The following is a 22,770-nucleotide window of genomic DNA, read 5'->3' on the forward strand; positions in this document are numbered from 1 at the left end:
CCAGGCAGTGAAGGAGAACGCCGGCGTGCGCAACGAGCGGGAGTTTCCTTCCGGCAAGTCCGGGCAGGGCGTGGGCGCAAGGCTGCCGCGGAAGGAGGACGACCGCCTGATGCGCGGCCGCGGCCAGTACGTCGCCGACATCAGGCTCGCGGGTCTTCAGGACGTCGCCTTCGTGCGCAGTCCGCTGGCGCATGCGAAGATCCGCGGCGTCCACGTGCCCGAGCGCTATCGCGGTCGCGTGTTCACGGCAGCCGACCTCGTCGGCATCAAGCCGATCCGCGCGGTATCAGGACTGCCGGGCTTCAAGATATCCGAGCAGCCGGTGCTCGCCACCGGCAAGGTGCGCCAGGTCGGCGAGCTCGTCGCGATGTGCGTCGCGCCGACGCGCGCCGAAGCGGAGGACATTGCGGCATCGGTGACACTCGATCTGGAGGAGCTTCCCGCGATCTACGACATGCTGAAGGCGCGCGAGCCGGGCTCGGCGCTGGTGCACGAGCATTGGGGCGACAATGTCTTCCTCGAGACCAATTACGAGGTCGACATTTCCGCCGCGCTCGACGCGCCGATCAAGGTGACGCGCGAGATCTCGACGGCGCGGCAATGCATGTCGCCACTGGAGGGCCGCGGCGTGGTCGCGAATTTCGACCGCCGGCTCGATCAGCTCACGCTGCATTCGGCGGCCCAGATGCCGCACATCACGCGCAGCGGCCTTGCCGAATGTCTCGGCATGGAGGAAGGCCAGATCCGCGTCATCTCGCCCGATGTCGGCGGTGGCTTCGGCCACAAGGGTATTCTGCTGCCTGAAGAAGTCTGCCTGTCCTGGCTGACGATGAGCCGTGGCCATCCCGTGCGCTGGACGGAGGATCGCCGCGAACACCTCGTGGCCAGCTCCAATTGCCGCGAGCACCATTACAGGATCACGGTCTATGCTGACAGCGACGGGACGTTGCGCGGCATCGATTGCGAGGCGACCGTGGATTCCGGCGCTTACTCGTCCTATCCGTTCTCGGCGTGCCTGGAGGCCGCACAGGTCGCGAGCATCCTGCCCGGCCCCTACAAGATGCCGGCCTATCGCTGCCGCACCTTCTCGGTCGCCACCAACAAATGTCCGATTCTGCCGTATCGCGGCGTGGCGCGCACCGGCGTGTGCTTTGCGCTGGAATTGATGCTCGATCTCGTGGCGGTCGAGGCTGGCCTGGAGCCTGGCGAGGTGCGGCTGCGCAATCTGGTGCAGCCGGAGCAGATGCCGTTCGACAACATCACCAAAAAGCATTTTGACAGCGGTGACTATCCGGAAGCGATGCGCCGTGCGCTCGCTGCGGTCGACATTGAGGCCATTCGTGCCAGGCAGGGCCAGGGCGAGGCCGACGGCCGCCGGGTCGGCGTCGGCGTCTCCATCTATTGCGAGCAGGCCGCGCACGGCACGTCGGTCTATTCCGGCTGGGGCATTCCGATGGTGCCGGGCCACGAGCAGGCCTCCGCACGGCTGACGCCGGATGGCGGCCTCGAGCTGCGCGTCGGCGTGCATTCGCACGGGCAGGGCATGGAAACGACGCTCGCCCAGGTCGCGCATGAGATGCTCGGCATCGACGTCGCAAAGATCCGCATCATCCTCGGCGACACCGCGATGACGCCCTATTCGACCGGCACCTGGGGCTCGCGCTCGATGGTGATGGCCGGCGGTGCGGTTGCCACCGCCTGCCGCGAGCTCGGCGAGCGTGCGCGGCGCATCGGCGCAAAGCTGTTGCAGCACGATCCGGCCTCGGTGGTGTTGCAGAATGGCGAGGTCCGTGGCGTCAATGGCAGCGTCAGCCTTAAGGCGATCGCCCACACCTGGTATCGCCGCCCGCAGGACCTGCCGGCCGATGTCGATCCCGGCGGGCTGGAAGTGACGCAAGGCTACAAGCCCGTGCGCGACAGCGGTACCTTCAGCTATGCCGCGCATGCGGCTGTCGTCGCCGTCGATCCTGATCTCGGCGAGGTCGAGATCCTCGATTACGTGATCGTCGAGGACGGCGGCGTGCTGGTCAATCCGCTCGTCGTTGACGGCCAGATCTATGGCGGCCTCGCGCAAGGCATCGGCACCGCGCTCTACGAGGAAATGCCGTTCGATGCCTCCGGCCAGCCGCTGGCGACGACGCTCGCCGACTATCTGCTGCCGGGCCCGACCGAGGTTCCCGCCGCGCGCCTCGATCACATGGAGACGCCGTCGCCCTATACGCAGTTCGGCGTAAAGGGCATCGGCGAGGGCGGTGCGATTGCGCCGCCCGCTGCGATCGCCAATGCCGTCAACGATGCGCTGCGCCCGCTCGGTGTCGAGCTGATGCAGTCGCCGATCACGCCGTATCGCGTCGTCGAAGCCGTGCTGGCCGCCCGCGCGGTCGAAAGGAGCGGGGCATGAAGCCGGCGCCTTTCGGCTACGAGCGCCCGCGCGACCTCAACGCAGCACTGTCGATGCTCGCCGCGAGCAGGGGATCGGCGAAGATCATTGCGGGCGGCCAGTCGCTCGGACCGATGCTCAATCTGCGGCTGGTGCAGCCCGAACTGATCGTCGACATCTCCGGTCTTGCCGAGCTCAAGCGCGCGGAGATTTCCGGCGCTGAGCTGGTGCTCGGCGCCCTAGTCACCCACGCCGATATCGAGGACGGCCGCACGGCCGACGTGACGCGCGGCGCCATGCGCGCTGTCGCGGCCAACATCGCCTATCGCGCCGTACGCAACCGCGGCACCATCGGCGGCTCGCTCAGCCACGCCGATCCCGCGGCGGACTGGATTTCGGCGCTCGCGGCGTTGGGGGCGCGGGTGACGCTGCGCAGCCTCGCCGGCGCACGCACGATGGCCGTCGAGGCCTTCGTCGTCGGCGCCTTTGAATCGGCGTTGCACACGGGCGAGATCGTCGAGGCCGTCCATGTACCGGCTCGAGCCGCCTCGACGCATTGGGGCTATGCCAAGAGCTGCCGCAAGACCGGCGAGTTTGCCCACGCCATCGGCGCGGTCCTGATCGACCCGGCTGCCGCCATCGCCCGGGTCGTGATCGGCGCGATCGACGCGGCGCCGATCGTCGTGACCGATGCGGCCGAGCTGTTCGGCGGACGGATTGCCACCGACTACAAGCAGCGCTTCGACCCCCGCGTTGCCGACGCGCTGCTGGCCAAGGCCGGCATCGACGATGCGGCGCAGCGCCATATCCATGTCAGCGTGTTGAAGCGTGCCGTCCATGAGGCCGCCGCATGACCACGATCGCTCTCAACGTCAACCGCCGCGCGGTCGAGGTCTCGGCCGAGCCACGCACCAGCCTTGCCGATTTCGTCCGCGACAGGCTCGATCTGACCGGCACCCATCTCGGCTGCGAGCACGGCGTCTGCGGTGCCTGCACCGTGCTGCTCGACGGCGTGCCTGCGCGCTCCTGCATCACCTATGCGGTGGCCTGCGAAGGCGCAGACATCACCACCATCGAAGGCCTCGACGACGACGAGGTCACGGCCGAGTTGCGCACCGCCTTCACCCGGGAGCATGCGCTGCAATGCGGCTATTGCACGCCGGGAATGTTGGTCTCCGCGCGCGACCTGGTGTTGCGCCTGCCCGATGCCGACGAGCGGCAAATCCGGGTGGGCCTGAGCGGCAATCTCTGCCGCTGCACCGGCTATGTCGGCATCGTGCGGGCCGTGCAGTCCGTGATCGAGGCACGACGTGCGCGCAACATCGCGCCGAAGACAGGTGGCGGCCGCACTGATCTTGGCCCGGTCGGATCAGGGCGGGCCGCGCCTGGGTCGAACGAGCGGCCGACGCGGCTTGCGCGGCAGGAGTTCGTCCCGGCATCCGAGAGTGTCGCACCGGACAGTATCCCGGACTTCGCCCCGGCGACCGTCCTCGACCAGTGCTTCACGCTGCCGCATGCGCCGTCACAGGTGTTTGCGATGTTCGATGATATCGCCGGCGTTGCAGCTTGCCTTCCCGGCGTCTCGCTGACGGCACCGCCGACCCCGGATCGCGTCGAAGGTGCGATCCGCGTCAGACTCGGGCCGATCGCGGCGACCTTCGAGGGAGCCGCGCGCGTCGAGCGCGATCCCCTGACGCTCTCAGGCCGCATCGTCGGCATTGGCACCGACCGGCGCAGCCACTCCGCGACGCAAGGCGAAATCCGTTATCGCCTGCTGCCGCTGGATGGCGGCACGGCGACCTCCGTCGAGCTGTCGATCGGCTACACGCTCACGGGGATGCTGGCCCAGGTCGGTCGTGCCGGCCTGGTGCGGGATCTCGCCAAACGGCTGGTTGCCGACTTCGCCAGCAATCTCGACCGGAAGATGTCGGGCGCGCCGCTGCGAGAGGCGACCGCGGCGGAGCTCAGGGGTCTCTCGATCGTCTTCGACGTCTTGCGCGCCAGCCTCGCGCGCATCTTTGGCCGCCTCTTCAGCAGGAACGGTGGAGCGGAATGACCGGCGCGGTCGCGCCGCAGAGTGACGAAGCTTGGACTGCCATAAAGATCAACAGCGTTGGATTTGGAGAGACAACATGACACGAGCACTCGGACTGGTTCCGGCCATCGCGCTGGCGACGGCCTTGTTAGGCGGCACAGCAGGGGCGCAGACCATCAAGATCGGCGTCAACGAGCCGCTCACCGGCGCCTTCGCGGCCTCCGGCACCTACGTCGTCAACGGCGCCAAGATTGCCGCCGACGAGATCAACGCCAAGGGCGGCATCCTCGGCAAGAAGATCGAGCTGGTGATCGAGGACAACAAGAGCAACCCGACGGAAGCTGCCGCCGTCGCCGAAAAGCTCATCACCAGCGACAAGGTTCCGGTGCTGATGGGCGCCTGGGGCTCGAGCCTGACGCTCGCGGTGATGCCGAAGCTGATGGAGTATGAGACGCCGATGGTGGTGGAGACCTCGTCCTCCGGAAAGATCACGACGACCGGCAATCCCTTCATCTTCCGTATCTCGCCGCCCTCGGCGGTCGAGGCGGCGGCGTTCAAGAACATCGTCGACAAGCTCGCGCTCAAGAAGGTCGACTTCCTCGTCATCAACAATGACTGGGGCCGCGGCACCGCCGAGGACTTCAGCAAGATGATGAAGGAGAAAGGGATCAGCGTCGGCCTGGTCGAGACCATGGACCAGGGCGCGCAGGACATGAGCGCGCAGCTCTCCAAGATCAAGAGCTCGGAGTCCGAGACGGTCATTGTCACCACTGCGGTCGACCAGCTGACGCTGATCTTCAAGCAGGCCGCCGCACTGGGCCTGAAGAAGCGCATCATCACCACCGGCGGTTCGCAGAATCCGGACCAGATCATCGCCCAGGCTGGCGCCGCCGCCAACGGCACCATGCATCTGACGACGTTCCTGCCGTGGTTCCCCGACAAGACACCGAACCCGGAAGCGACCAACTATTTCATCTCGGAGTGGAAGAAGCGCGGCTTCGAGTTCGCCGGCTGCACCGAAAGCTTCCGCGGTTATGACGGCATCCGCACCGCGGCGGCCGCGATCGAGAAGGCCGGCAAGGCCGAACCGGCGGCGATCAAGGCCGCGTTCTGGGACATCAAGGTGAAGGGGCTCAACGGCGACATCGTGTTCCGCAAGTCCGGCCCCGAGGGCAAGGAGAGCGGGCAGAGCCAGCCGAACGTCTATCTCATCGAGATCAGCGACGGCAAGATCGAGATGAAGACGCTTTAGCATCGCTTGATAAGAGGCGAGGGCGGCCCACCGCCGCTCTCGCCACATTGCGGGTTAATCGGGATCCGTCTTGAGCGAGTTTCTCCAGCATCTGGTCAACATGCTCGTGCTCGGCGGCACCTATGCGCTGCTGGGCATCGGGCTGACCTTGATCTTCGGCATCATGAACGTCGTGAACTTCACGCACGGCGTGCTCTACACGTTCGGCGCCTACGTCATGTTCATCGTGGTGCAGCAGCTCGGGCTGAACTTCTTTCTTGCGCTGCCAGTCGCCGTGCTGGCGGGGTGGCTGCTGGGTGCGGCCATCGAGCTGACCTTGTTGCGGCCGCTGCGCGGCTCCGACATCGACACCACCATGCTGGTGATGATCGGCGCCTGGATCGCGATGCAGTCGGGTACGCTGTGGATCTGGGGCGGGGTCGCCAAATCTGTAACAACTCCGTTTCCCGAGGCGCCGCTGGTGCTCGGGCCGGTGTCCGTGTCCTGGCTGCGCCTCTTCGTGCTTGCCGCCGCGGCTCTGTTGATCCTGGTCACGTACCTCCTAATCAACAGGACGAGCCTCGGCCGCGCGATGCGGGCGACGTTCCAGGACGAGGACACGGCCTCGCTGATGGGCGTCAATGTCGACATGATCTACACCTCGACCTTTGCGATCGGCTCCAGCCTTGCCGCCGCCGCGGGGGCTCTGCTCGGACCGGTCTACGTGATCTTCCCGCAGATGGGGGATCTGGCCGCCGTCAAGGCCTTCGCCATCGTCATCCTCGGCGGTCTCGGCAACATCACGGGCGCGGTGGTCGGCGGCTTCATCCTGGCCTTGGCCGAAGAGCTCGGCGCCGGCTACGTCTCGTCCGGCTACCGCGACGCCATGGGTTTCCTGATCATCATCGCGGTCCTCATCTTCAAGCCGACCGGCCTGTTCGCGCGCGCGGAGCGCGTCGGATGAAGATCGTCGTCACCATCTTCGCGGTCGCAGCGCTTGCCTCGGTGCCGCTCTGGCTGCGCGATCCCTATCTGCTGAATGCTCTGATCACGACCGGCATCTTCGTCATCGGCGCGATGAGCCTCAATCTGCTGCTTGGCTTCACCGGCCAGCTCAGCCTCGGCCACATCGCCTTCTTCGGCATCGGCGCCTATGTCAGCGCGCTGACGTCGCTCGGCTTCGACATCGGCCTGCCCGGAGGCTGGCGCCTGGTTCACGAACCCTGGCCACCGATCGTCGGATTCGCGCTGGCAATCATCATCGCCGGATTGTGCGGCTATTTCGTCGGCCTGCTCTCGTTCCGCGTCCGCGGCGCCTATTTCGTCATCGTCACGATCTCCTTCGCCGAAGTGGTCCGGCTGGTCGCGCTGAACTGGGTCGAGCTGACGCAGGGCCCGCTGGCGCTGACCAACATTCCCTCCCTTGCGCTGCCGTTGCCCGGTTTCGGTGAGATGACGCTGCGCACGAAATTCCAGAACTACTATCTGGTGCTGGTGGTGGCGCTCATCGCCTATCTCTTGATCGCACGCCTCGTTCATTCCCATTTCGGCCGCGCGATGCGTGGGCTGATGGAGAATGAGACGCTCGCGGTCTCGGTCGGCATCGATGTCACGAAGACGCTGACGCTCGCGGCGGTGATCTCGGCTGCGATCGCCGGCGCAGCCGGCAGCCTCTATGCGCACTATATCCGGATCATCGATCCCGAAGTGTTTGCCTTCATCAACACCGTGACCATGGTGATCATGGTCATCAGCGGCGGCAAGGGATCGCTGGCCGGGCCCGTCGTCGGCGGCCTGATCTTCGGGCTGCTGCCGGTCGCGCTGCGTCCCGTCATGGCGCCGGAGGCGCAGTGGATCGCCTATGGCGGCGTGCTCATGGCCATCCTGTTCGTATTGCCGCGCGGCATCGTGCCCTCGCTCGTGCAGCGATTTGCCAGGCGGCGGGGCGGGACGACGGCGCTGGCGCCGGTCGCGCTCACTGAAACCGGCGCCAAGGAGCCGGCGTGATGACGGCGCGCACCGTTGCCATGACGATCGACCAGGTCGCCGTCCGTTTCGGCGGGCTGGTTGCGATCTCCGACATGAGTTTTACCGTCGGCGAGGGCGAGATCGTCAGCCTGATCGGGCCGAACGGCGCCGGCAAGACCACCGCATTCAACGTCATGACGGGCTTTCTTGAGCCGAGCGCAGGCCGCGTCACCTATCAGGGCACCACGCTCACCGGCCTCAAGCCGCATCAGATCGCCGATCTCGGCTTGATCCGTACCTTTCAGCGCACCAGCGTTTTCCCGAACGACACCGTCTACGACAATCTCCTGATCGGGCTGCATCGCCAGGGCAGGGTCCGGCTGCTCGACGCCATTCTCGGCCTGCCCGGCGTGCGTGCCTCGGAGCGCAAGCTGCGGCAGCGGGCGAGCGAGCTGATCGAATGGGTCGGTCTCGAACGTCGCGCGCACGATGCGGCCGGCTCGCTTTCCTATGGCGAGCAGCGTCTCGTCGGGGTCGCGCTGGCGCTCGCGGCAGAGCCCTCGATGCTGCTGCTCGATGAGCCGGTCTCGGGCATGAACGCCTCGGAGACGCATCGTTTCGTCGAGCTGATCCGCGGCGTTCGTGACCGCGGCATCACGATCCTGCTGGTCGAGCATGACATGCCGATGGTGATGACGGTCTCGGACCGCATCGTGGTGCTCAATTATGGCCGCATCATCGCCGAAGGAACGCCCGACGTGATCCGCAACGATCCCGCGGTGATCGAGGCCTATCTCGGACATGGAGCGGGGCGTGCTTGAGATCCGCGACATGGTCTGCACCTATGGCGGCGTAACCGCGCTGCGCGGCATCTCGCTGGACGTGAAAGCCGGACAATTGGTCGCGCTGATCGGCGCCAACGGCGCCGGCAAGAGCACGACGCTGCGCGCGATCTCCGGCCTCGTGCCGCCGCGCTCCGGGCAGATGCGGTTCGAGGGCATCGACATCACCGGCGCCAGGCCGCCGCGGGTGCTGGCGAGCGGGATCGCGCATTGCCCCGAAGGGCGGCGGGTGTTTCCGCACATGAGCGTCGAGGAAAATCTCGACATGGGGGCCTACCTCCGTCGTGGTTCGAGCGAGCTCGCGGCCGATCGCGATCGTATCTACACGGAATTCCCGCGGCTCGCCGAGCGGCGCCGGCAGGCGGCGGGCACACTGTCCGGCGGGGAACAGCAGATGCTGGCGATCGGGCGCGCCCTGATGTCGCGGCCACGACTGATCATGTTCGACGAGCCCTCGCTCGGGCTCGCCCCCAACATCGTCGAACGTACCTTTGCGATCATCCGCGGCATTCGCGATGCCGGCACCACGGTGCTGCTGGTCGAGCAAAACGCCTTCGCCGCGCTCGAGATGTGCGACCATGCCTATCTGCTCGAGAACGGCCGCATCGTGCTGTCGGGCGCCGGTTCGGAGCTGATCGAGAACGAGCATGTGCGGAAGGCCTATCTCGGTGGATGACGAAGCCACCCGTCCGGAGCAGGGATGGACTGCGGTCTGCGATCTCGACCGGCTGAAGGCAGAGACGATCATCCGCGTACGCGTGGACGAAATTGATGTGCTCGTCGTCTGGAACGATGGCGATGTCACCGCCTGCGAGCGCGCCTGCCCACACGAACAGGCGGATCTCGGTCTCGGGCAGGTGATGTCGGGACGGCTGTTCTGCCCACGCCATGCGGCTTCGTTCGATTTGCGCGACGGTCAGATATCTGCAGGTTGGCCAAGTCCGCCGTTGCGGCTCTATCCGGTACAGGTCAGGGAAGAGCAGGTGTGGATCGAGGCAGGGGAGCGACGATCCCCGCGATGATGCCATCATGCTCCTGTTTTGCCCGACGTGTCAAAGGGATGCGCGGCGCGAATTGTCTTTTGAAAACAAGGGTGTTCTACTGTGCATGGGGTTGTTTTCGCATTTTTTAGTCCAGCAGCGCGCGGGCAGCGTCGACCAGACTGCCATCAGGGCGACGGAGCGCCTCGAGAATGGTGAAATGGTCCGCGCCTGCGACCGGGATGAGCCTGCCCGGTGCTTTCGCGGCCGCGCGCTTCTCGTGGAGATCGATTGAATCGCACACGAGGGCCGGCAACTCGTTGCCGCCATAAGCGATGTCGAGCCGCTTCCGCGTCACGGACAGGCGAAGCGGCGAGAGGGCGGCAATTTCTTCGTCCGTCAGCTTCAGCGCATTGTTCAGCCCGGTATCGCGGATCGGAGCGAGATCATAGACGCCTGAGATCGCCAGCCCCGCATGGACGCGCGGATGGTCCAGTGCCATCGCCACGAGGTGGGCGCCTGCGGACCAGCCCGACAGCACGACCGGCCCGGCGATGCCGCAGGACGGGCCGTGCGCGGCGAGCCAGTCGAGTACACGCGGGATTTCGGAGACGATGTCGGTCAGGGATACTTCGGGCGCGAGCGAATAGCCGGGAATGGCGACCGACCAGCCGTGCGCGGCAATGCCTTCGACCAGCATGGCGAACAATTCGCGCGAATTGCGCTGCCAATAGCCGCCATGCAGGAACACCAGGCAGGGCGCATCGGGCCTCGCGGCCGGGTAGAGGTCGATCTTGTTGTTCGCGCGCTCGCCGTAAGGCAGGTCGAGACGGGATGTCAGCGTGCCGCGCAGCCGGCCCGAAGCTTCATTGCGCTCGGCGATCAGGGCCGCGCTGTTCTTGACGGCCCCGTTGTTGTCATAGGCGGCGTCGCGTTCCGCCTGGGAAAGCTCGGACCACCTGGCACGGGGGTCGAGCGACCGAACTGTCGAATGAGCGTTCTCAACCATAAAACTCTCCGATGCGGCCCTGGATGGCACCGTGGTTCAATTTGGGCCGGCTATTCACCATCCATTGAGGTGTTAGATCAGCCGTGTCCAGATTGGACAAGGCGAGTAAGGTTTTCAGACCTGAAACACCTGCCGCGGCGATCGAGTCAGGCACTCGTGCCCGTCTTCCGTGACCAGCACAGTCTCGCTCAGCGCGAGCCCGTCGGCGGAAACGTACATGTGAAACACCATGCCTTCCTCAAGCTTCCAATCCGCCGAGGGCAGGAAGACGCGCGAGAAATCACTGGTGCGCGGCGTGTGGAGTGGATAGCAGCCGAGCGCATAGCCAGTGATGTTGGGATAGTCGGGCCGCAGCCCGCCGGCGAGCATGGCATGTCTTGCCAGTGCATCGACATCGGCGGCGCTGGCCCCCGGTTTCATGGCCTCGAACTGCCGGTCCTGGATCTCGATCAAGCGCCGGGCGATTTGCGATCGGTGAGTCTCGATCTCTCCGATCACGGCCGAGCGCATCAGGCGGGCGCTGTAGCCGTCGATATAGGGCAGGAGCTCCACATGCAGGATGTCGCCCCGTGCCAGAGGCTGCTTGGTCAGCCCGCCATGCAGGAACGCGTTTCCGACTCCCGCCGTAATGATACCCGCACGTGCAGCGTCTGCACCTTCCTGCATGAACACTTGATAGACGGCCGCCGCCGCGTCGCGGGCTGACTTGCCCTCTCCGGAGGCTTTGAGCGCCGCTGCAATGCCGAGATCGCCGATCCCAGCGGCGCGCCGCAGCACGGCGATTTCCCTTGCGCTCTTCCTGGCGCGGAGCAGGGCCATCACGCCGGCAAAGTCGACAAAGCGCGCGTCCGGCAGTTGCGCCGACAGTCGCTTGAAGCGAGAAAGCGGCATGCAATAGGAGTCTTCGTCGAGTCCGACGCGGCCCTTCGCGTAGCCGAGGCTGCGGATGGTGTCGGCGAGCACCTGGATCGGGTCTTCCCAATCGGCGAAGGCGATGGAGCGCGACAGCCACGAGCTTTCGCTGAACGGGCCGAGATCGACGGCGCGAAGAATCATGATCGGCTCGCCATCGCGCGGCAGCAGGCAGGCCCGGTACATATTCTCCGAGATCAGGAAGCCGGTGAGATAGGCGAGGAACTCGCTCTGGTCGATGATCAGGAGATCGAGTTCGCGCGCAGCCATCTCTTCGCGCACGCGCGCCACGCGCGCTTCATATTCGTCTTTCGGAAACAACATCGGAATTCACCACCGGCTAGCCGCAAATCTCCAGAATGGCGAGCATGTAGATGCGAATCATGTCGACGAAATCGACGATGTCGACGCGTTCATCGGGCATCGTGTTGTAGCGGCCGCCGGGGCCGCAGACGATGCCCTCCATGCCGGCGAAATAGTGCAGATGGCCGGCGTCGGTGCCGTAGAAGCAGCTCGGCGTGACCGGCCCAGTCGGCTGGTCTTCGCCGCGCACCGCGCGATAAGCGCGGTTGATGGCAGCCACGATCGGGCTCGTGCGCGCCACCTCGAACGGCGGCATGGTGGGCACGCCGGCGCGATCCTCCGACATGATCTCGGCCTTGAGGCCAGGGAAACGGGTCTCGAGCGCGTCAAGCTCGCGGCGCATGTCGGCCAGCGCTCCGGCCTCGGTCTGGCCCGGCGCATAGCGGCCTGAGCCCTTGATCCGCACATAGTCGGCGACCTGGGGCGCGCGCCACTCGTGCAATTCGCGGCCGAGCGCGCCGTGGACGACGCCGACATGGACGCGATTGATGCCTTCATGGTCCGGCGAGAGTGCGCCGGAGAATTTCATCGCATTGAGGCGCGGAATGAGGTCGCATGCGGCGGTGATCGCATCGACCGCCTCTTCGCGCTTCGACAGGTGACGGGTGTTGCCGGTCAATTCGATGATGAACATGAAGGCGGCCGCGTGCATGGTCATCGCCTTCAGATCGGTCGGCTCCGAATTGATGAAATAGTCCGCGCGCAATCCTTGCTCGACCAGCGAGTAGGTGCCGACGCCGCCTTGCAGCTCACCAACCACATAGGTCAGGCTGACGTCGCCTTTGAGCTTGACGCCGGCATCGATCAACGTCTTGACGGCGCAGAAATAGGCGGCGTCGCCGGCCTTCATGTTGGAGACGCCGATGCCGTAGATGAAGGCGTCGTCGACCTTGCCGGCCCAGGGGTCCACAGTCCAGCCCTCGGTCACGGGGTTGGTGTCGAGGTGGCCGTTGAACAGCAGGCTCTTGCCGCCGCCGGCGCCTTTCCAGCGCCCGACAGCGTTGACGCGCCCGTCATCGCCGAAGGAGGCGAGTTCGGTCTCGAGGCCGATCTCGCGCATGCGGGCGGCCATGAACGCGGCGAGCTGCCTCTCTCCATCCGACTTCGAGTAGCTCTTGTGCTGGACCATGCGGGACAAGAGATCGAGGGCGGCCGGAATGTCGATCCGGGCGAGAAGTGCATTGTGATCCATCGAAGCCAATCCTTGTCGTCACCCGACCGGTACCGGGGAGGCGGCCATCAGTTCGCGGGTGTAGGGATGAATGTGATCCGCATCGAAATCTTCGATGGGGAGCAGGTCGACCATCTCACCCCGGCGCATCACCGCAATACGGTGAGCGATCTGGCGGATCAGGTTGAGATCGTGGGTGATGAAGAGGAAGGCGGTACCGGTCTGCTCGCGCAGTGCGAGCAGCAGTTCGATGATCTGGGCCTGGACGGACACGTCGAGCGGCGCCGTGATCTCGTCGCAGATCACGAGCCTCGGCCGCGCCGCGAAGGCTCGTGCGATGGCAATTCGCTGCTTCTCGCCGCCCGAAAGCTGGTGCGGCCAGCGGTCGGCGTAGGATGCCGGCAGGCGGACCTGATCGAGCAGGCGCGGAATGTCGGCAATATTGCCGCCATAGAGCTTGAGGGGGCGCGACAGGATCTTGTCGATCCTGTGACGCGGATTGAGCGAGGAATCCGGATGCTGGAACACGATCTGCACGTCGCGGCGATAGGCGGCGTTCATGTCATGCGCGGCCTGGATCACCTGATTGTCGAAGGAGATTTTGCCCGAGAAGCGGGCAAGCCCGGTGAGCGCGCGCGCCATCGACGACTTGCCCGAACCGGATTCACCGACGAGACCAAGGATCTCGCCGGCGCGGATATCCAGTCCGATCTTCTTTGTCGCCGGCGGGGAAGCAACGCGGAACAGCCCGGTGCTGCCATAGTGAACTTCGATGTCCGAGGCCGTAAGCAGGACATCGTCGCGCGGCCTGTCCTGGACGAGACGGCGTTCGGGCCTCGGAACGGCGTCCACGAGGGCGCGCGTCTCGGCGTGACGCGGCGCGCGGAAAATCTCGGCGGCTGCTGCCTGTTCGACCAGGCGGCCGCGCTTCAGGACTACGACCCGGTCGGCGACCCGCGTCACGAGCGCGAGATCATGGGAGATATAGAGCGCGGCGACGCCCGTCTCCTGCCGCAGCCGTGCGAACAGTTCGAGGATGCGTGCGCCAGTGATGACGTCGAGTGCCGTGGTCGGCTCGTCGAACAGGATCACGTCAGGCCGGCAGCCGAACGCCGTAGCAATGACGACACGCTGTTTTTCTCCGCCGGAAATTTCATGCGGATAGCGGCGCATGATCGCGGCCGGATTGTTGAGATCGACATGACCGAGCAGGTCGATGGCGAGTGCCGCGGCATCGCGCGGCTTGAGGCCACGATGCCGGATCAGCGCCTCGGTGATCTGCGTGCCGATGGTCAGCGTCGGGTTGAGTGCGGTCGAGGGGTCCTGAAACACCATGCCGATGCGGCGTCCCCGGATCGCGGTGAGCTCGCGCGGGCCGAGACGTCGAAGGTCGACATCGCCGAGCCGTAAGGAGCCCGTGGCCTCCCGGGCATTGGCCGGCAAATGGCGCATCAGCGCCCAGGCAAGCGAGCTCTTGCCGGATCCGGATTCGCCGACGAGCCCGAGCACCTCGCCCGGCGCGATCTCGAGCGAGATGTCGTCCAGCACACGCACCGGTCCGGCGGACGTGATGTAATCGAGCGTGTAGTTCCGGATCGAAAGCGCCGGGGTCATCGCTCGTCCTTCGGATTGAGGGCGTCGCGAAGGCCGTCGCCGACGAGGTTGAAGGCAATGGCGGTGAGTGCGATCGCAGCCGATGGCGCGATCAGCCCCCACGGCGCCTGGTGCATGTATTGGCGTGCATCCGCCACCATGAGCCCCCATTCGGATGCCGGGGGCTGGGCGCCGACGCCGAGGAAGCTCAGCGTCGCGAACAGCATCACGGCGAAGGATACGCGGATGGTGGATTCAATCACGATCGGCGCCATGACGTTGGGCAGCATCTCGCGGAAGATGATCCACAGCGCGCCTTCGCCGCGCGCGATTGCGGCTTTCACGTAGTCCTGATTGCGTATGTTGAGCGCGACCGAGCGCGTGACCCGCGCCATGCCGGGGGCAAAGGCAATCGCGATCGCAACGACTGCGTTGCCCGTGCCGTTGCCGAGGGTGGAAACCAGGAGCAGGGCCATCAGAAGGCCCGGGATCGCCATCACAGCATCATTGGTGCGCATGATCGTTTCGTCGGCGCGTCCACCGAGATAGGCAGAGCCAACGCCGACGATCGCACCGGCCGCGCTGCCGACGACGGTTGCGAGGAGTGCCATCGGCACGGTCGACCGCGCTCCGATCACCAGGCGGCTCAGGATGTCGCGGCCGAATTGATCCGCGCCAAGCCAGTTCTGCCAGCCGGGCGCGCGGAACCTGCCGAGAAAATCGATCTTCTCCGGCGCATAAGGCGCCAATGCCGGCCCGAACAGGCAGGCCAGCGCGACCAGCGCCAGCAGCACGATCCCGAGAAAGCCCTGGGGCTTCCGCATCAGGCGGACGAACGGCTCAATCATAGCGGATCCGCCGGTCGAGAAGCGCATAGGCCATGTCGGCCAGCGTGTTGGTGAGGGCATAGGTCGTCGCCATGATCAGTGCGCCGGCCTGGATCGACGGCAGGTCGCGCGTGGTGATGGCGACCATCAGGGCTCGACCGATGCCGGGAATGGCGAAGATCTCCTCGATCACGATGATGCCGCCGAGCAGGTAGCCGACATCGAGCGCGATGATGGTCACCACCGGAAGCAGCGCGTTGCGCAGGCAATGGCGAAACAGCACGGTCCGTTCAGGCAGCCCCTTCAGCCGCGCGGCGCGGATATAGTCGGATTTCAGCACGTCGAGCGTCTCGGAGCGCATCATGCGCATGACGTGGGCGATCAGGATCACCGAGACGGTGAGGACCGGCAGCGCCAGATGACGGATGCCGCCGCAGAAATCCTCGATCGGCGAGACGTAACCGGTCGCCGGCAGCCAATGCAGCGTATCGGCCAGCAGGAGGGCAAGGAGCGTCGCGGTGACGAATTCCGGCAGCGAGACGCCGAGATAGGCGATCAGGCTGACGCCGGTGTCGGCGGGCCTGCCCTGGCGCAATGCGGCGATGACGCCGAGGGGCACGGCGATGACGAGCGTGACCAGGATGGATGAAGCCGCAAGCAACAGTGAGCGCGACAGCGCAGCCAGCATTTCCGGACCGACCGGCTGGCTCGTGCGCATCGAGACGCCGAAATCGCCGGTGAAAACGTGGCCGGCCCAGTGCGCATATTGCAGCCAGGCGGGATCACCGAGCCCGAGCTTGGCACGGAGTGCAGCCAGCACCTCGGGCGTTGCGTTTTCCCCGAGCAGCGACTGGGCCGCATCCGCCGGCAGGATCTGCGTGATGGCGAACACCAGCAACGAGACCACGATGATTGTGTAGCCCATCAGCACAAGGCGGCGTGCAAACCAGGCGAGCGACACCGGATGACCCCGGCCTCAGGCGCGCTTCGGCGCGCCGGCACCGAGCGAGACCATGTCGAGGCGGAACACCGATCCGCGCGGATGGAGGACGTAGCCGTCGACGTAGGAGCGTTGTGCCGCGAGCAGGTCGAAGAACGCCGAAATCACCGTCGGGACTTCGGCGTTCATCAGGTCCTGCGCCTTGGCGTAAAGCGCGGTGCGCTTGGTCTCGTCGTTCTCGACGCGTGCGGCATTGATGACGGCGTCGAATTCACTGTTGTTCCAGCGCGTCTCGTTCCAGGCCGCGTTCGACGTGTAGAGCAGGTTGAAGATGGCGTCCGCCGTCGGTTGCATGTTGTAGAAGCCGACGTAGAAATTGCCCTTCTTCCAGACCTGGTCGAGATAGGTGGCGTGCGGCATGGTCTGCACGTTGATGCGGAAGCCGGCGGCTGCCGCCATTTCGCGGACGGCAACGCCGAGCTGGGTGCGGGTTGCCGGCCTGTCGGAGGCGATCAGCGTCAGGTCGATGCCGTTGGGGTAACCTGCCTCGGCCAGCAGCTGCTTCGCCTTGGCGATATCGGGCTTCTTCAGAGGAATGTTCTTGTAGAAGTGATAGGCGGAGCTGAGTGGCGTGTCGTTTCCCGGCGTGCCGTAGCCGCCCGCAACGAAGCCGACGGTCGCCTCGCGATCGACGGCCAGGGCCAACGCCTGGCGAACGCGCACGTCGTTGAACGGTTTCTGGTCGCAGCCAAGATTGACATTGAGGAACTGGCCGGACGGCGTGCGCAGCGCCTCGACGCCATTTGTCTTCACGAGGCGCTCATATTCGCCTGGCGTCGTCGTGAGCAGCAGGTCGATCTCGCCGGAGATCATCGCAGAGGCTTCGGCGGTGCGATCCGGATAGACCAGCAGCTCGATGCGGTCGAGATAGGGGCGCATCGGGTCGTAGTAGGCGGGGTTGCGCTCGACGATGATCCGGCGGTCGGGTTCATAGGAAGTCAGCTTGAAGGGGCCGGTGCCGTTGGCGGTGGTCGAGAGACTGGCGAGGTCGCCGGTGACGACCTTGGCGGGGACGATGCGTGCGTTGAGGTAGGTGAGCGCAACCGGCAGATCGGCATAGGCGCCGGAGAGCGTGAACTTGACGCTCAAGGGATCGACTGCGGCGACCTCCTTGATCGGACCGACATTGGTGCGACCGGGGGAGGCGGTCTTCGGATCGAGGATGGCGTTGATGGTGGCGACGACATCGTCGGCAGTCAGTGGCGAGCCGTCGTGAAACGTCACGCCCGGACGCAGCTTGAAGGTCCATTCGGTCAGTGCCGCGTTCGGCTCCCATGACAAAGCGAGGTCCGGCTCGACGGTCATGTCCGGCTTCAGCCGGGTGAGGTTGGAGTAGAGCAGTTCGGTGACGAGGTATTCCGGATTGACGCGCGCCTGCATCGGATGGATGACCGATGCTGCCTGGTCGATCGACATCCGCAGGACACCGCCGCGCTTAGGGGCTTCGGCGAGGGCGATCCTCGGCAAGATGGCGAGGCCGATCGCGGTTCCGGCGAGGAAGTGACGACGCGTGATGGACAGCATGTGGGCGTGCTCCCTAAAATCAGTGGACGACGGCTGTCTCGGGAGACAGGTCTGGACGGAATTCGGCGGACAGATAGGCAAGGACCGCTTTCGCCAGTGCGACGATGTCGGTGCGTGTGGTGAATTCGCCGGGTGCGTGAACCTGGTTATCGGGCCGGCCTAGCCCGGTCAGCAGAATTTCCTGCATGCCGGTCTGCTGCACCCAGCCGAAATCGGAACAACTCGTTGCGCCCCATTTGGCGAACTCGTCCGGCGCGTAGCCGAACCCGGCTGACATAGCCTCCTGCCAGCGCGGCCAGTGCGGGCCCGTTGGGTCGGAGGTCGGCATCAGATGACCGGTGAGAAGCACCTCGACGTCGGCTCCAGGCGCAGCCGCGGCGATGGCACTCTCGATCTCGGCGCGCGCCGCCTGAAAATCGTCCTCCGGCGCATAGCGTCGGCAGACGAGGATTTCGAACAGGGAAGGAATCTGGCCACCGCATTGGCCGCCATGGGCGGCGGAAATATCGAGCTGCGCCGCGAGCGGATGCGTCGCATGCGGCGGCGCGGGTAGGGCGGACGTCCGCGCGGCGATTTTGGGCTTCAGCACCGCAAGCGCATTGAGGATCGGCAGCGCTGCCTCGATGGCGTTGGCGCTCGTGCCGGCGCTCCGGGCTGCGCTGGCGTGAGCCGTCTTGCCGTGGATACGCAGGAGAAGCGTGAAGAGGCCGAAGCATCCGGCCCAGACGCGCGGTGCGGCTGCGCCGTTGAAATTGAGAATGTGGCCTTCGAGCAAGCCCTGCTCGGCGAGATAGCGGACGCCCGGGTAAAGTCCGCCTTCCTCATCGGTGCAGAGCAGCAGCATCGGGTCGTAACCGAGCGGAAGGCCGATCGTGTCGGCCGCGCGCAGCGCCAGCAGCACGGCAGCGATGGTGCCCTTCATGTCGGCGGCGCCAAGGCCGATCAGGCGATCGCCGTCGCGGGTCAGCTGGAATGGGTTGGTGGTCCAGCCGGGTGCTGCCGGCACGGTGTCGACATGGAAATAGAGCCCGAGGACCGGCTTGCCGGTGTGGCGGCGCGCGATGAGATTGGTTCTGCGCCCATGCGCTGGGCCGCCGGCCACATGCCACAAATGCTCGGGCACATCGACGCGCTGCGAGTCGAGGCCGAGCGCTGAGACGGCGCTCTGCATCAATCCCGCAAAGACCTCGTATCCCGCACCTGGCGGGAAGGTCGTGTCGACCGCCACCATCCGCGCAAGATCGTCGACCGCATGTTCGGCGGTGCGCTCGATTTCGGCGAAGCCGTCGGTGAGTGTCGGGCTCGCTCGTCCTGGACTTGGTGGTGGAGAAACCATTTGCGGCGGCTCATTTCTATATTCTATATAGAAATAGGTGGAGCCGATGGCTGTCAATTCCAAAGAATGAGGCAGGTGTGACCGGTAAACAGGCAAAGGCGGCGGTGAGCGACCCATCGAGCCTGCCAGTTCCGTTATACGAGCACGTCAAGCGGCAGATTGCGGAGGCAATCCTGGTTGGCGAAATGTCTCCCGGCACAGTACTGCCCGGCGAAGTTGCGCTCGCCGCACGATATGGCGTTGCGGTCGGTACCATCCGCCGCGCATTGGCGGACCTGACCGCCGACGGCATGCTGGTGCGCCGGCGCAAGACCGGGACGGTGGTGACGGGCCGCGCGCCGCAACACAGTCTGCGCTTTTTCTTCCAATATTTCCGGCTGCACGGCGAGAACGGAAGCCTCCAGCGTTCCGTTCCCGAAGTTCTGTCCCTGCTGCTGCGGCCTGCCAGTGCGGAGGAGGCCGTGCTGTTCACGGAAGCTGTCGGCGAGCCGCTGCTCTGTCTCCATCGCGTGCGACGCGTCGGCCGCGTGCCGGTGATGCATTCGCGGATACGGCTTGTTGCGCGCCGCGTGCCCGAGTTTCCGCGCAAAGCGGCGAGCGTGCCCGCGCTGCTCTATCTCCATTTGCTCGATGCCTACGGCATTCGTATCGCTGCGGTGCGAGAGAAGCTCCTGGCGGAGCTCGCCGACAAAGAAGATCGGCGCCTGCTTGGCCTAGCTTCTCCGAGCGCGGTTCTGGTGATCCGCGAGGAGGCGTACGATCAAGCCGGTGCGCTCGCGCTTCTGAGCGAGCACCGGGCCACGACTGCGCATCATCATTATGTGAACGAGATTCGCTGAGGGCGCTGGGATTTTCCGCTTACTCGCTCGAATGAGTCGGAGGTGGACCTTCACCCCGAGCCCGCATATCGTCCGGCAAAAGAAGGAAAAACTGGCGCGCCCGACACGATTCGTACGTGTGACCTTTGCCTTTGTCAGGAGCCAGAGTGCAACCGCGGTCTTGGCCCAGATTCATCGACGCACGCGCGGAGTTATACTCATTTCGCGAATGAGTATAACTCAACGCTTTTCAGACGTATCCAGGCCGACCGCACGCGGAATCGATCGCAATAGTACAGTGCTCCCCCACGCGCATGTTATCCGACACGCTCTCGATCGATCGGCTGTGTGATCCAATTTCATCATGTCTCTCACGTTCTATTGAGGCGCTTCCGCAACTTCGCTCATGTTGCGGCGCATGTGATTTATCCCTCGAAGCATTGGATCAACGCTGACTTCGTTGCCAAAACGGATTCCTAATTTCGGTTGAACCCGCGTCGCTCGCGTTGCAATGTGAATGGAAAGAAGAATGGCTCCTGCGGCAATGCGTCAATTTTTCTGCGGCACTGGGGGAGTGTCGTCGCACGTGTGCACTGGGGTTTTCGTGTGCACCACGTGTGCACTGGAGAATAGAGATTTGGCGTTTTGACCTCCGCCCAAGTAATATGGTTCTAGAGAAAGGCAGATTATATAAGGCTCGTTCGCGCTGGATTTCCTAGTCGGTCCAATCCGTTGTAGGGTTGTGCGGAGACAAAATAGATCAATTAAATGAATGACTTAAGGTGGAAATTTTCTTGCGCGCCCATGATGGATTGGAGCGAGGGTTAAAAGATTTCAATTGGTTAGACGGCCGCGTGTGCACGACATGTGCACCGGCAGATCAAGAAAAGTCTCACCACAGGAAAGATGAAAAAGTCTTCCGAGCAGGTCAGGGCGCGCCCCTTCGGCGCGTCGCCGGCTGTCCGAAAATTCCGGAAATGCAATCCACTTCAGCGCGCGCCCTTCGGCTTCGAACCGAGCAGATCGTGCGTTCCACTAATACTCACCGTTCCTGAGCACTCGAACCCGCCGAAAATTCCGCAGGAGCCGGTGACCGTGACGCGCAAGTCCTTACGCTGGTACATGTCGACCGAAATGCCCACGCGCGAAAAGTCATTCGCGCTATTCGGCAGGATCAGGTCGATGTGTTCGGCCGCCCAACGCGGCAGTGGCAGGATGGTCTTCCAGAGCAGTTCATTACCGGCGTGATGCACAAAATTCGGCCCGACCGTGAGCGCGCCGTCTGCACCTTCGAACACGAAGCCCGTTTCGTCGATGTGAACGTTCACTCGATCGGGAGCGACCGCGAAATGCAGCGAGGTGATGTCTTGCGGCTTCGGGTCCTTGCCGAATTGCGAACTGTAGGCGTCGCTCCACTGCCCGCGATCGCGTCCAAGCCCGAAGCCGTGCCGGCCCGGGAGGTCCCGCGTTGAGAGCGGCCTGTCGGACAGCTGCGGGCGCCAGATCTCTCGAAACCCCTTGCCGATCGTCGCGGCCATCGACAGATCGAGGGCCCAATGCGACGGCTTCTCCGGGCTCTTCCCTTCGGCGAAGGCGTCGAAACCGTCCGTCGTCTTGGCTATGCGCAGCTTCTTGATCAGGCCCTCCCAATCGTTGGGCAGGAAGGTGACGCCGTCGAGCGTGTTCGTCGCGGCAGCGACACCGTACTTCTCGAGTTGGTGTCGGATGTGGGGCTTTTCGTCGTAAAGGCGCACATCCGGATTGGGTCCCGCGAAGTAGTTCGCCAGGTCGATCTGCGGCCGAAACATGGTCAGCCGTGCCGCGATCTTCCGGTAAGTGTCGGTCGTCGTCGGGTTGGTGGTCGTCACGGAGCCGCCCTCCGAGTCGAGACTAGTCTTCGATTGGTCTAGCCCGAACGGGTCCCGGTTCAATGCCAACTCGGTCAATGAGGCTGTCGGCCGCGCTTAGGTCATTTCCGGTGACGCTAAAGTTTCTGTCATGCCGGCGCATAGGCCTTTTGAACCTTCCAACTGGAAGTGCCGACCACCATACGTGGGGCAGTGCCAGGAGCGAGGACGATCCGATGTCACTGCGAAGCAGGGTACTAGACGTGCTCAACGGACCGGCGGTCGCGCGCATTCGCTTCCGGTTTCCTATCCGCGGCAGCCACGTAACAATTGCGCCGCAAACCTTCCATCACGTCGCACGCGCGATCCGGTTGGGGCAGGTCACCGTCAGGGTTCCGACCGATCTCGCGGCGGGCGTTGCAGCGCAATATAACGATGTCGCGCGAACGCGAGCGGACGGCACGGCAGTCGCGGCGAACACACTGGAGGTCGTGTCGGCGACGGGGCGGATGGACGAGGCCTACATTGTCCACGAAGCCCTGCATGCGGCCTACGATCTGTTGCGCACGGGCCTGGACGCCAATGCTGAAGAGGCGTCCGCCTACGTCTGCACGGCGCTCTATTGCCGCATGACAGGTCTGCCGCGACCTCGTTGGGCCAACGGGCCGATCTACGCCAATGCCGCAGAGGTCGCCCGAACGCTGCTGTCGCAATATCAGAAGGGGGATCCCGGAATTCCCTGGGTCGGCGAAAGTGAATGGCGAATGCTGCGCGCAGGTGTCGGCTTTGATGGGGTCTATACCAGCGGTCCCGCAGGCATTGTCACCGGATGGCTTCTTGGCCAGCAATACACCCACGATGGCTGAACGGCCGGGACTGTCTCCGTTAAAAAAAAAGCCGCAGGAGCTTTCGTCTTTTCGCCGCTACTTCTTTT

20 protein-coding genes are annotated in these 22,770 nt (G+C 64.7%); 11 read left to right on the plus strand and 9 right to left on the minus strand.

Annotation, left to right across the window (positions count from 1 at the left end):
- The first annotated feature begins 7 nt into the window (after window positions 1-7).
- The 9 genes from RAD15_RS00765 (at window position 8) to RAD15_RS00805 (ending at window position 9,478) form a co-directional block, all read left to right on the plus strand.
- Complete coding sequence (locus tag RAD15_RS00765) at window positions 8-2,401, plus strand: xanthine dehydrogenase family protein molybdopterin-binding subunit (protein ID WP_458173410.1); 2,394 nt, start codon at window positions 8-10, stop codon at window positions 2,399-2,401.
- Complete coding sequence (locus RAD15_RS00770) at window positions 2,398-3,234, plus strand: FAD binding domain-containing protein (protein WP_458173412.1); 837 nt, start codon at window positions 2,398-2,400, stop codon at window positions 3,232-3,234. Before RAD15_RS00765 ends, RAD15_RS00770 begins: the two co-directional genes overlap by 4 nt.
- Window positions 3,231-4,436 carry a xanthine dehydrogenase family Fe-S subunit gene (locus RAD15_RS00775; protein WP_458173414.1) on the plus strand — a complete coding sequence of 402 codons (1,206 nt, stop codon included), beginning with the start codon at window positions 3,231-3,233 and terminating at the stop codon, window positions 4,434-4,436. The genes RAD15_RS00770 and RAD15_RS00775 overlap by 4 nt, the downstream gene beginning before the upstream one ends.
- A gap of 76 nt (window positions 4,437-4,512) precedes the next feature.
- Window positions 4,513-5,667 (plus strand): ABC transporter substrate-binding protein, encoded by a 1,155-nt coding sequence (locus RAD15_RS00780; RefSeq protein ID WP_458173416.1) that lies wholly within the window; start codon window positions 4,513-4,515, stop codon window positions 5,665-5,667.
- Window positions 5,668-5,737: 70 nt separating this feature from the next.
- Window positions 5,738-6,610, plus strand: coding sequence for a branched-chain amino acid ABC transporter permease (locus RAD15_RS00785; protein WP_458173418.1), 873 nt, complete (start codon window positions 5,738-5,740; stop codon window positions 6,608-6,610).
- A complete protein-coding gene (locus tag RAD15_RS00790; RefSeq protein ID WP_458173420.1) occupies window positions 6,607-7,653 on the plus strand; it encodes a branched-chain amino acid ABC transporter permease in 1,047 nt (348 codons plus the stop codon). The genes RAD15_RS00785 and RAD15_RS00790 overlap by 4 nt, the downstream gene beginning before the upstream one ends.
- Window positions 7,653-8,435, plus strand: coding sequence for an ABC transporter ATP-binding protein (locus tag RAD15_RS00795; RefSeq protein WP_458173422.1), 783 nt, complete (start codon window positions 7,653-7,655; stop codon window positions 8,433-8,435). Before RAD15_RS00790 ends, RAD15_RS00795 begins: the two co-directional genes overlap by 1 nt.
- Window positions 8,428-9,132, plus strand: coding sequence for an ABC transporter ATP-binding protein (locus tag RAD15_RS00800; protein WP_458173424.1), 705 nt, complete (start codon window positions 8,428-8,430; stop codon window positions 9,130-9,132). The genes RAD15_RS00795 and RAD15_RS00800 overlap by 8 nt, the downstream gene beginning before the upstream one ends.
- Window positions 9,125-9,478, plus strand: a complete 354-nt coding sequence (locus RAD15_RS00805) for a Rieske (2Fe-2S) protein (protein WP_458173425.1) — start codon at window positions 9,125-9,127, stop codon at window positions 9,476-9,478. Before RAD15_RS00800 ends, RAD15_RS00805 begins: the two co-directional genes overlap by 8 nt.
- A gap of 106 nt (window positions 9,479-9,584) precedes the next feature.
- On the opposite strand, the gene RAD15_RS00810 is transcribed toward RAD15_RS00805, so the two are convergent.
- The 8 genes from RAD15_RS00810 to RAD15_RS00845 all read right to left on the minus strand — a co-directional run bounded on the left by RAD15_RS00810 (window position 9,585) and on the right by RAD15_RS00845 (window position 19,171).
- Window positions 9,585-10,445: an alpha/beta hydrolase gene (locus RAD15_RS00810; RefSeq protein ID WP_458173427.1), complete on the minus strand. Its 861-nt coding sequence runs from the start codon at window positions 10,443-10,445 to the stop codon at window positions 9,585-9,587.
- A gap of 114 nt (window positions 10,446-10,559) precedes the next feature.
- The gene (locus tag RAD15_RS00815) at window positions 10,560-11,681 is read right to left on the minus strand and encodes a M24 family metallopeptidase (RefSeq protein WP_458173429.1); all 1,122 of its coding nucleotides are present in this window, start codon (window positions 11,679-11,681) and stop codon (window positions 10,560-10,562) included.
- A 16-nt stretch (window positions 11,682-11,697) separates the two neighbouring features.
- A complete protein-coding gene (locus RAD15_RS00820; protein ID WP_458173431.1) occupies window positions 11,698-12,912 on the minus strand; it encodes a M20 family metallopeptidase in 1,215 nt (404 codons plus the stop codon).
- An 18-nt stretch (window positions 12,913-12,930) separates the two neighbouring features.
- Window positions 12,931-14,505, minus strand: a complete 1,575-nt coding sequence (nikE, locus tag RAD15_RS00825; RefSeq protein WP_458173433.1) for a nickel ABC transporter ATP-binding protein NikE — start codon at window positions 14,503-14,505, stop codon at window positions 12,931-12,933.
- A complete protein-coding gene (locus RAD15_RS00830) occupies window positions 14,502-15,332 on the minus strand; it encodes an ABC transporter permease (protein WP_458173435.1) in 831 nt (276 codons plus the stop codon). The genes nikE and RAD15_RS00830 overlap by 4 nt, the downstream gene beginning before the upstream one ends.
- Window positions 15,325-16,272, minus strand: coding sequence for an ABC transporter permease (locus RAD15_RS00835; protein ID WP_458173437.1), 948 nt, complete (start codon window positions 16,270-16,272; stop codon window positions 15,325-15,327). The genes RAD15_RS00830 and RAD15_RS00835 overlap by 8 nt, the downstream gene beginning before the upstream one ends.
- Before the next feature lie 15 nt (window positions 16,273-16,287).
- Window positions 16,288-17,835 (minus strand): ABC transporter substrate-binding protein, encoded by a 1,548-nt coding sequence (locus RAD15_RS00840; protein WP_458173439.1) that lies wholly within the window; start codon window positions 17,833-17,835, stop codon window positions 16,288-16,290.
- Window positions 17,836-17,854: 19 nt separating this feature from the next.
- Window positions 17,855-19,171: a M20 family metallopeptidase gene (locus RAD15_RS00845; protein WP_458173441.1), complete on the minus strand. Its 1,317-nt coding sequence runs from the start codon at window positions 19,169-19,171 to the stop codon at window positions 17,855-17,857.
- A 77-nt stretch (window positions 19,172-19,248) separates the two neighbouring features.
- Between RAD15_RS00845 and RAD15_RS00850 the strand changes: the two genes are divergently transcribed.
- A complete protein-coding gene (locus RAD15_RS00850) occupies window positions 19,249-20,010 on the plus strand; it encodes a GntR family transcriptional regulator (RefSeq protein WP_458174959.1) in 762 nt (253 codons plus the stop codon).
- 968 nt (window positions 20,011-20,978) lie between these two features.
- Here RAD15_RS00850 and RAD15_RS00855 read toward each other — a convergent pair.
- Entirely contained in the window at window positions 20,979-21,857 is an 879-nt protein-coding gene (locus RAD15_RS00855; protein WP_458173443.1) for a hypothetical protein, read from the minus strand.
- A 215-nt stretch (window positions 21,858-22,072) separates the two neighbouring features.
- On the opposite strand from RAD15_RS00855, the gene RAD15_RS00860 reads away from it, so the two are divergent.
- Window positions 22,073-22,702: a hypothetical protein gene (locus RAD15_RS00860; protein WP_458173445.1), complete on the plus strand. Its 630-nt coding sequence runs from the start codon at window positions 22,073-22,075 to the stop codon at window positions 22,700-22,702.
- Window positions 22,703-22,770: the final 68 nt, after the last annotated feature.

The organism is Bradyrhizobium sp. 14AA (genome assembly GCF_054185205.1).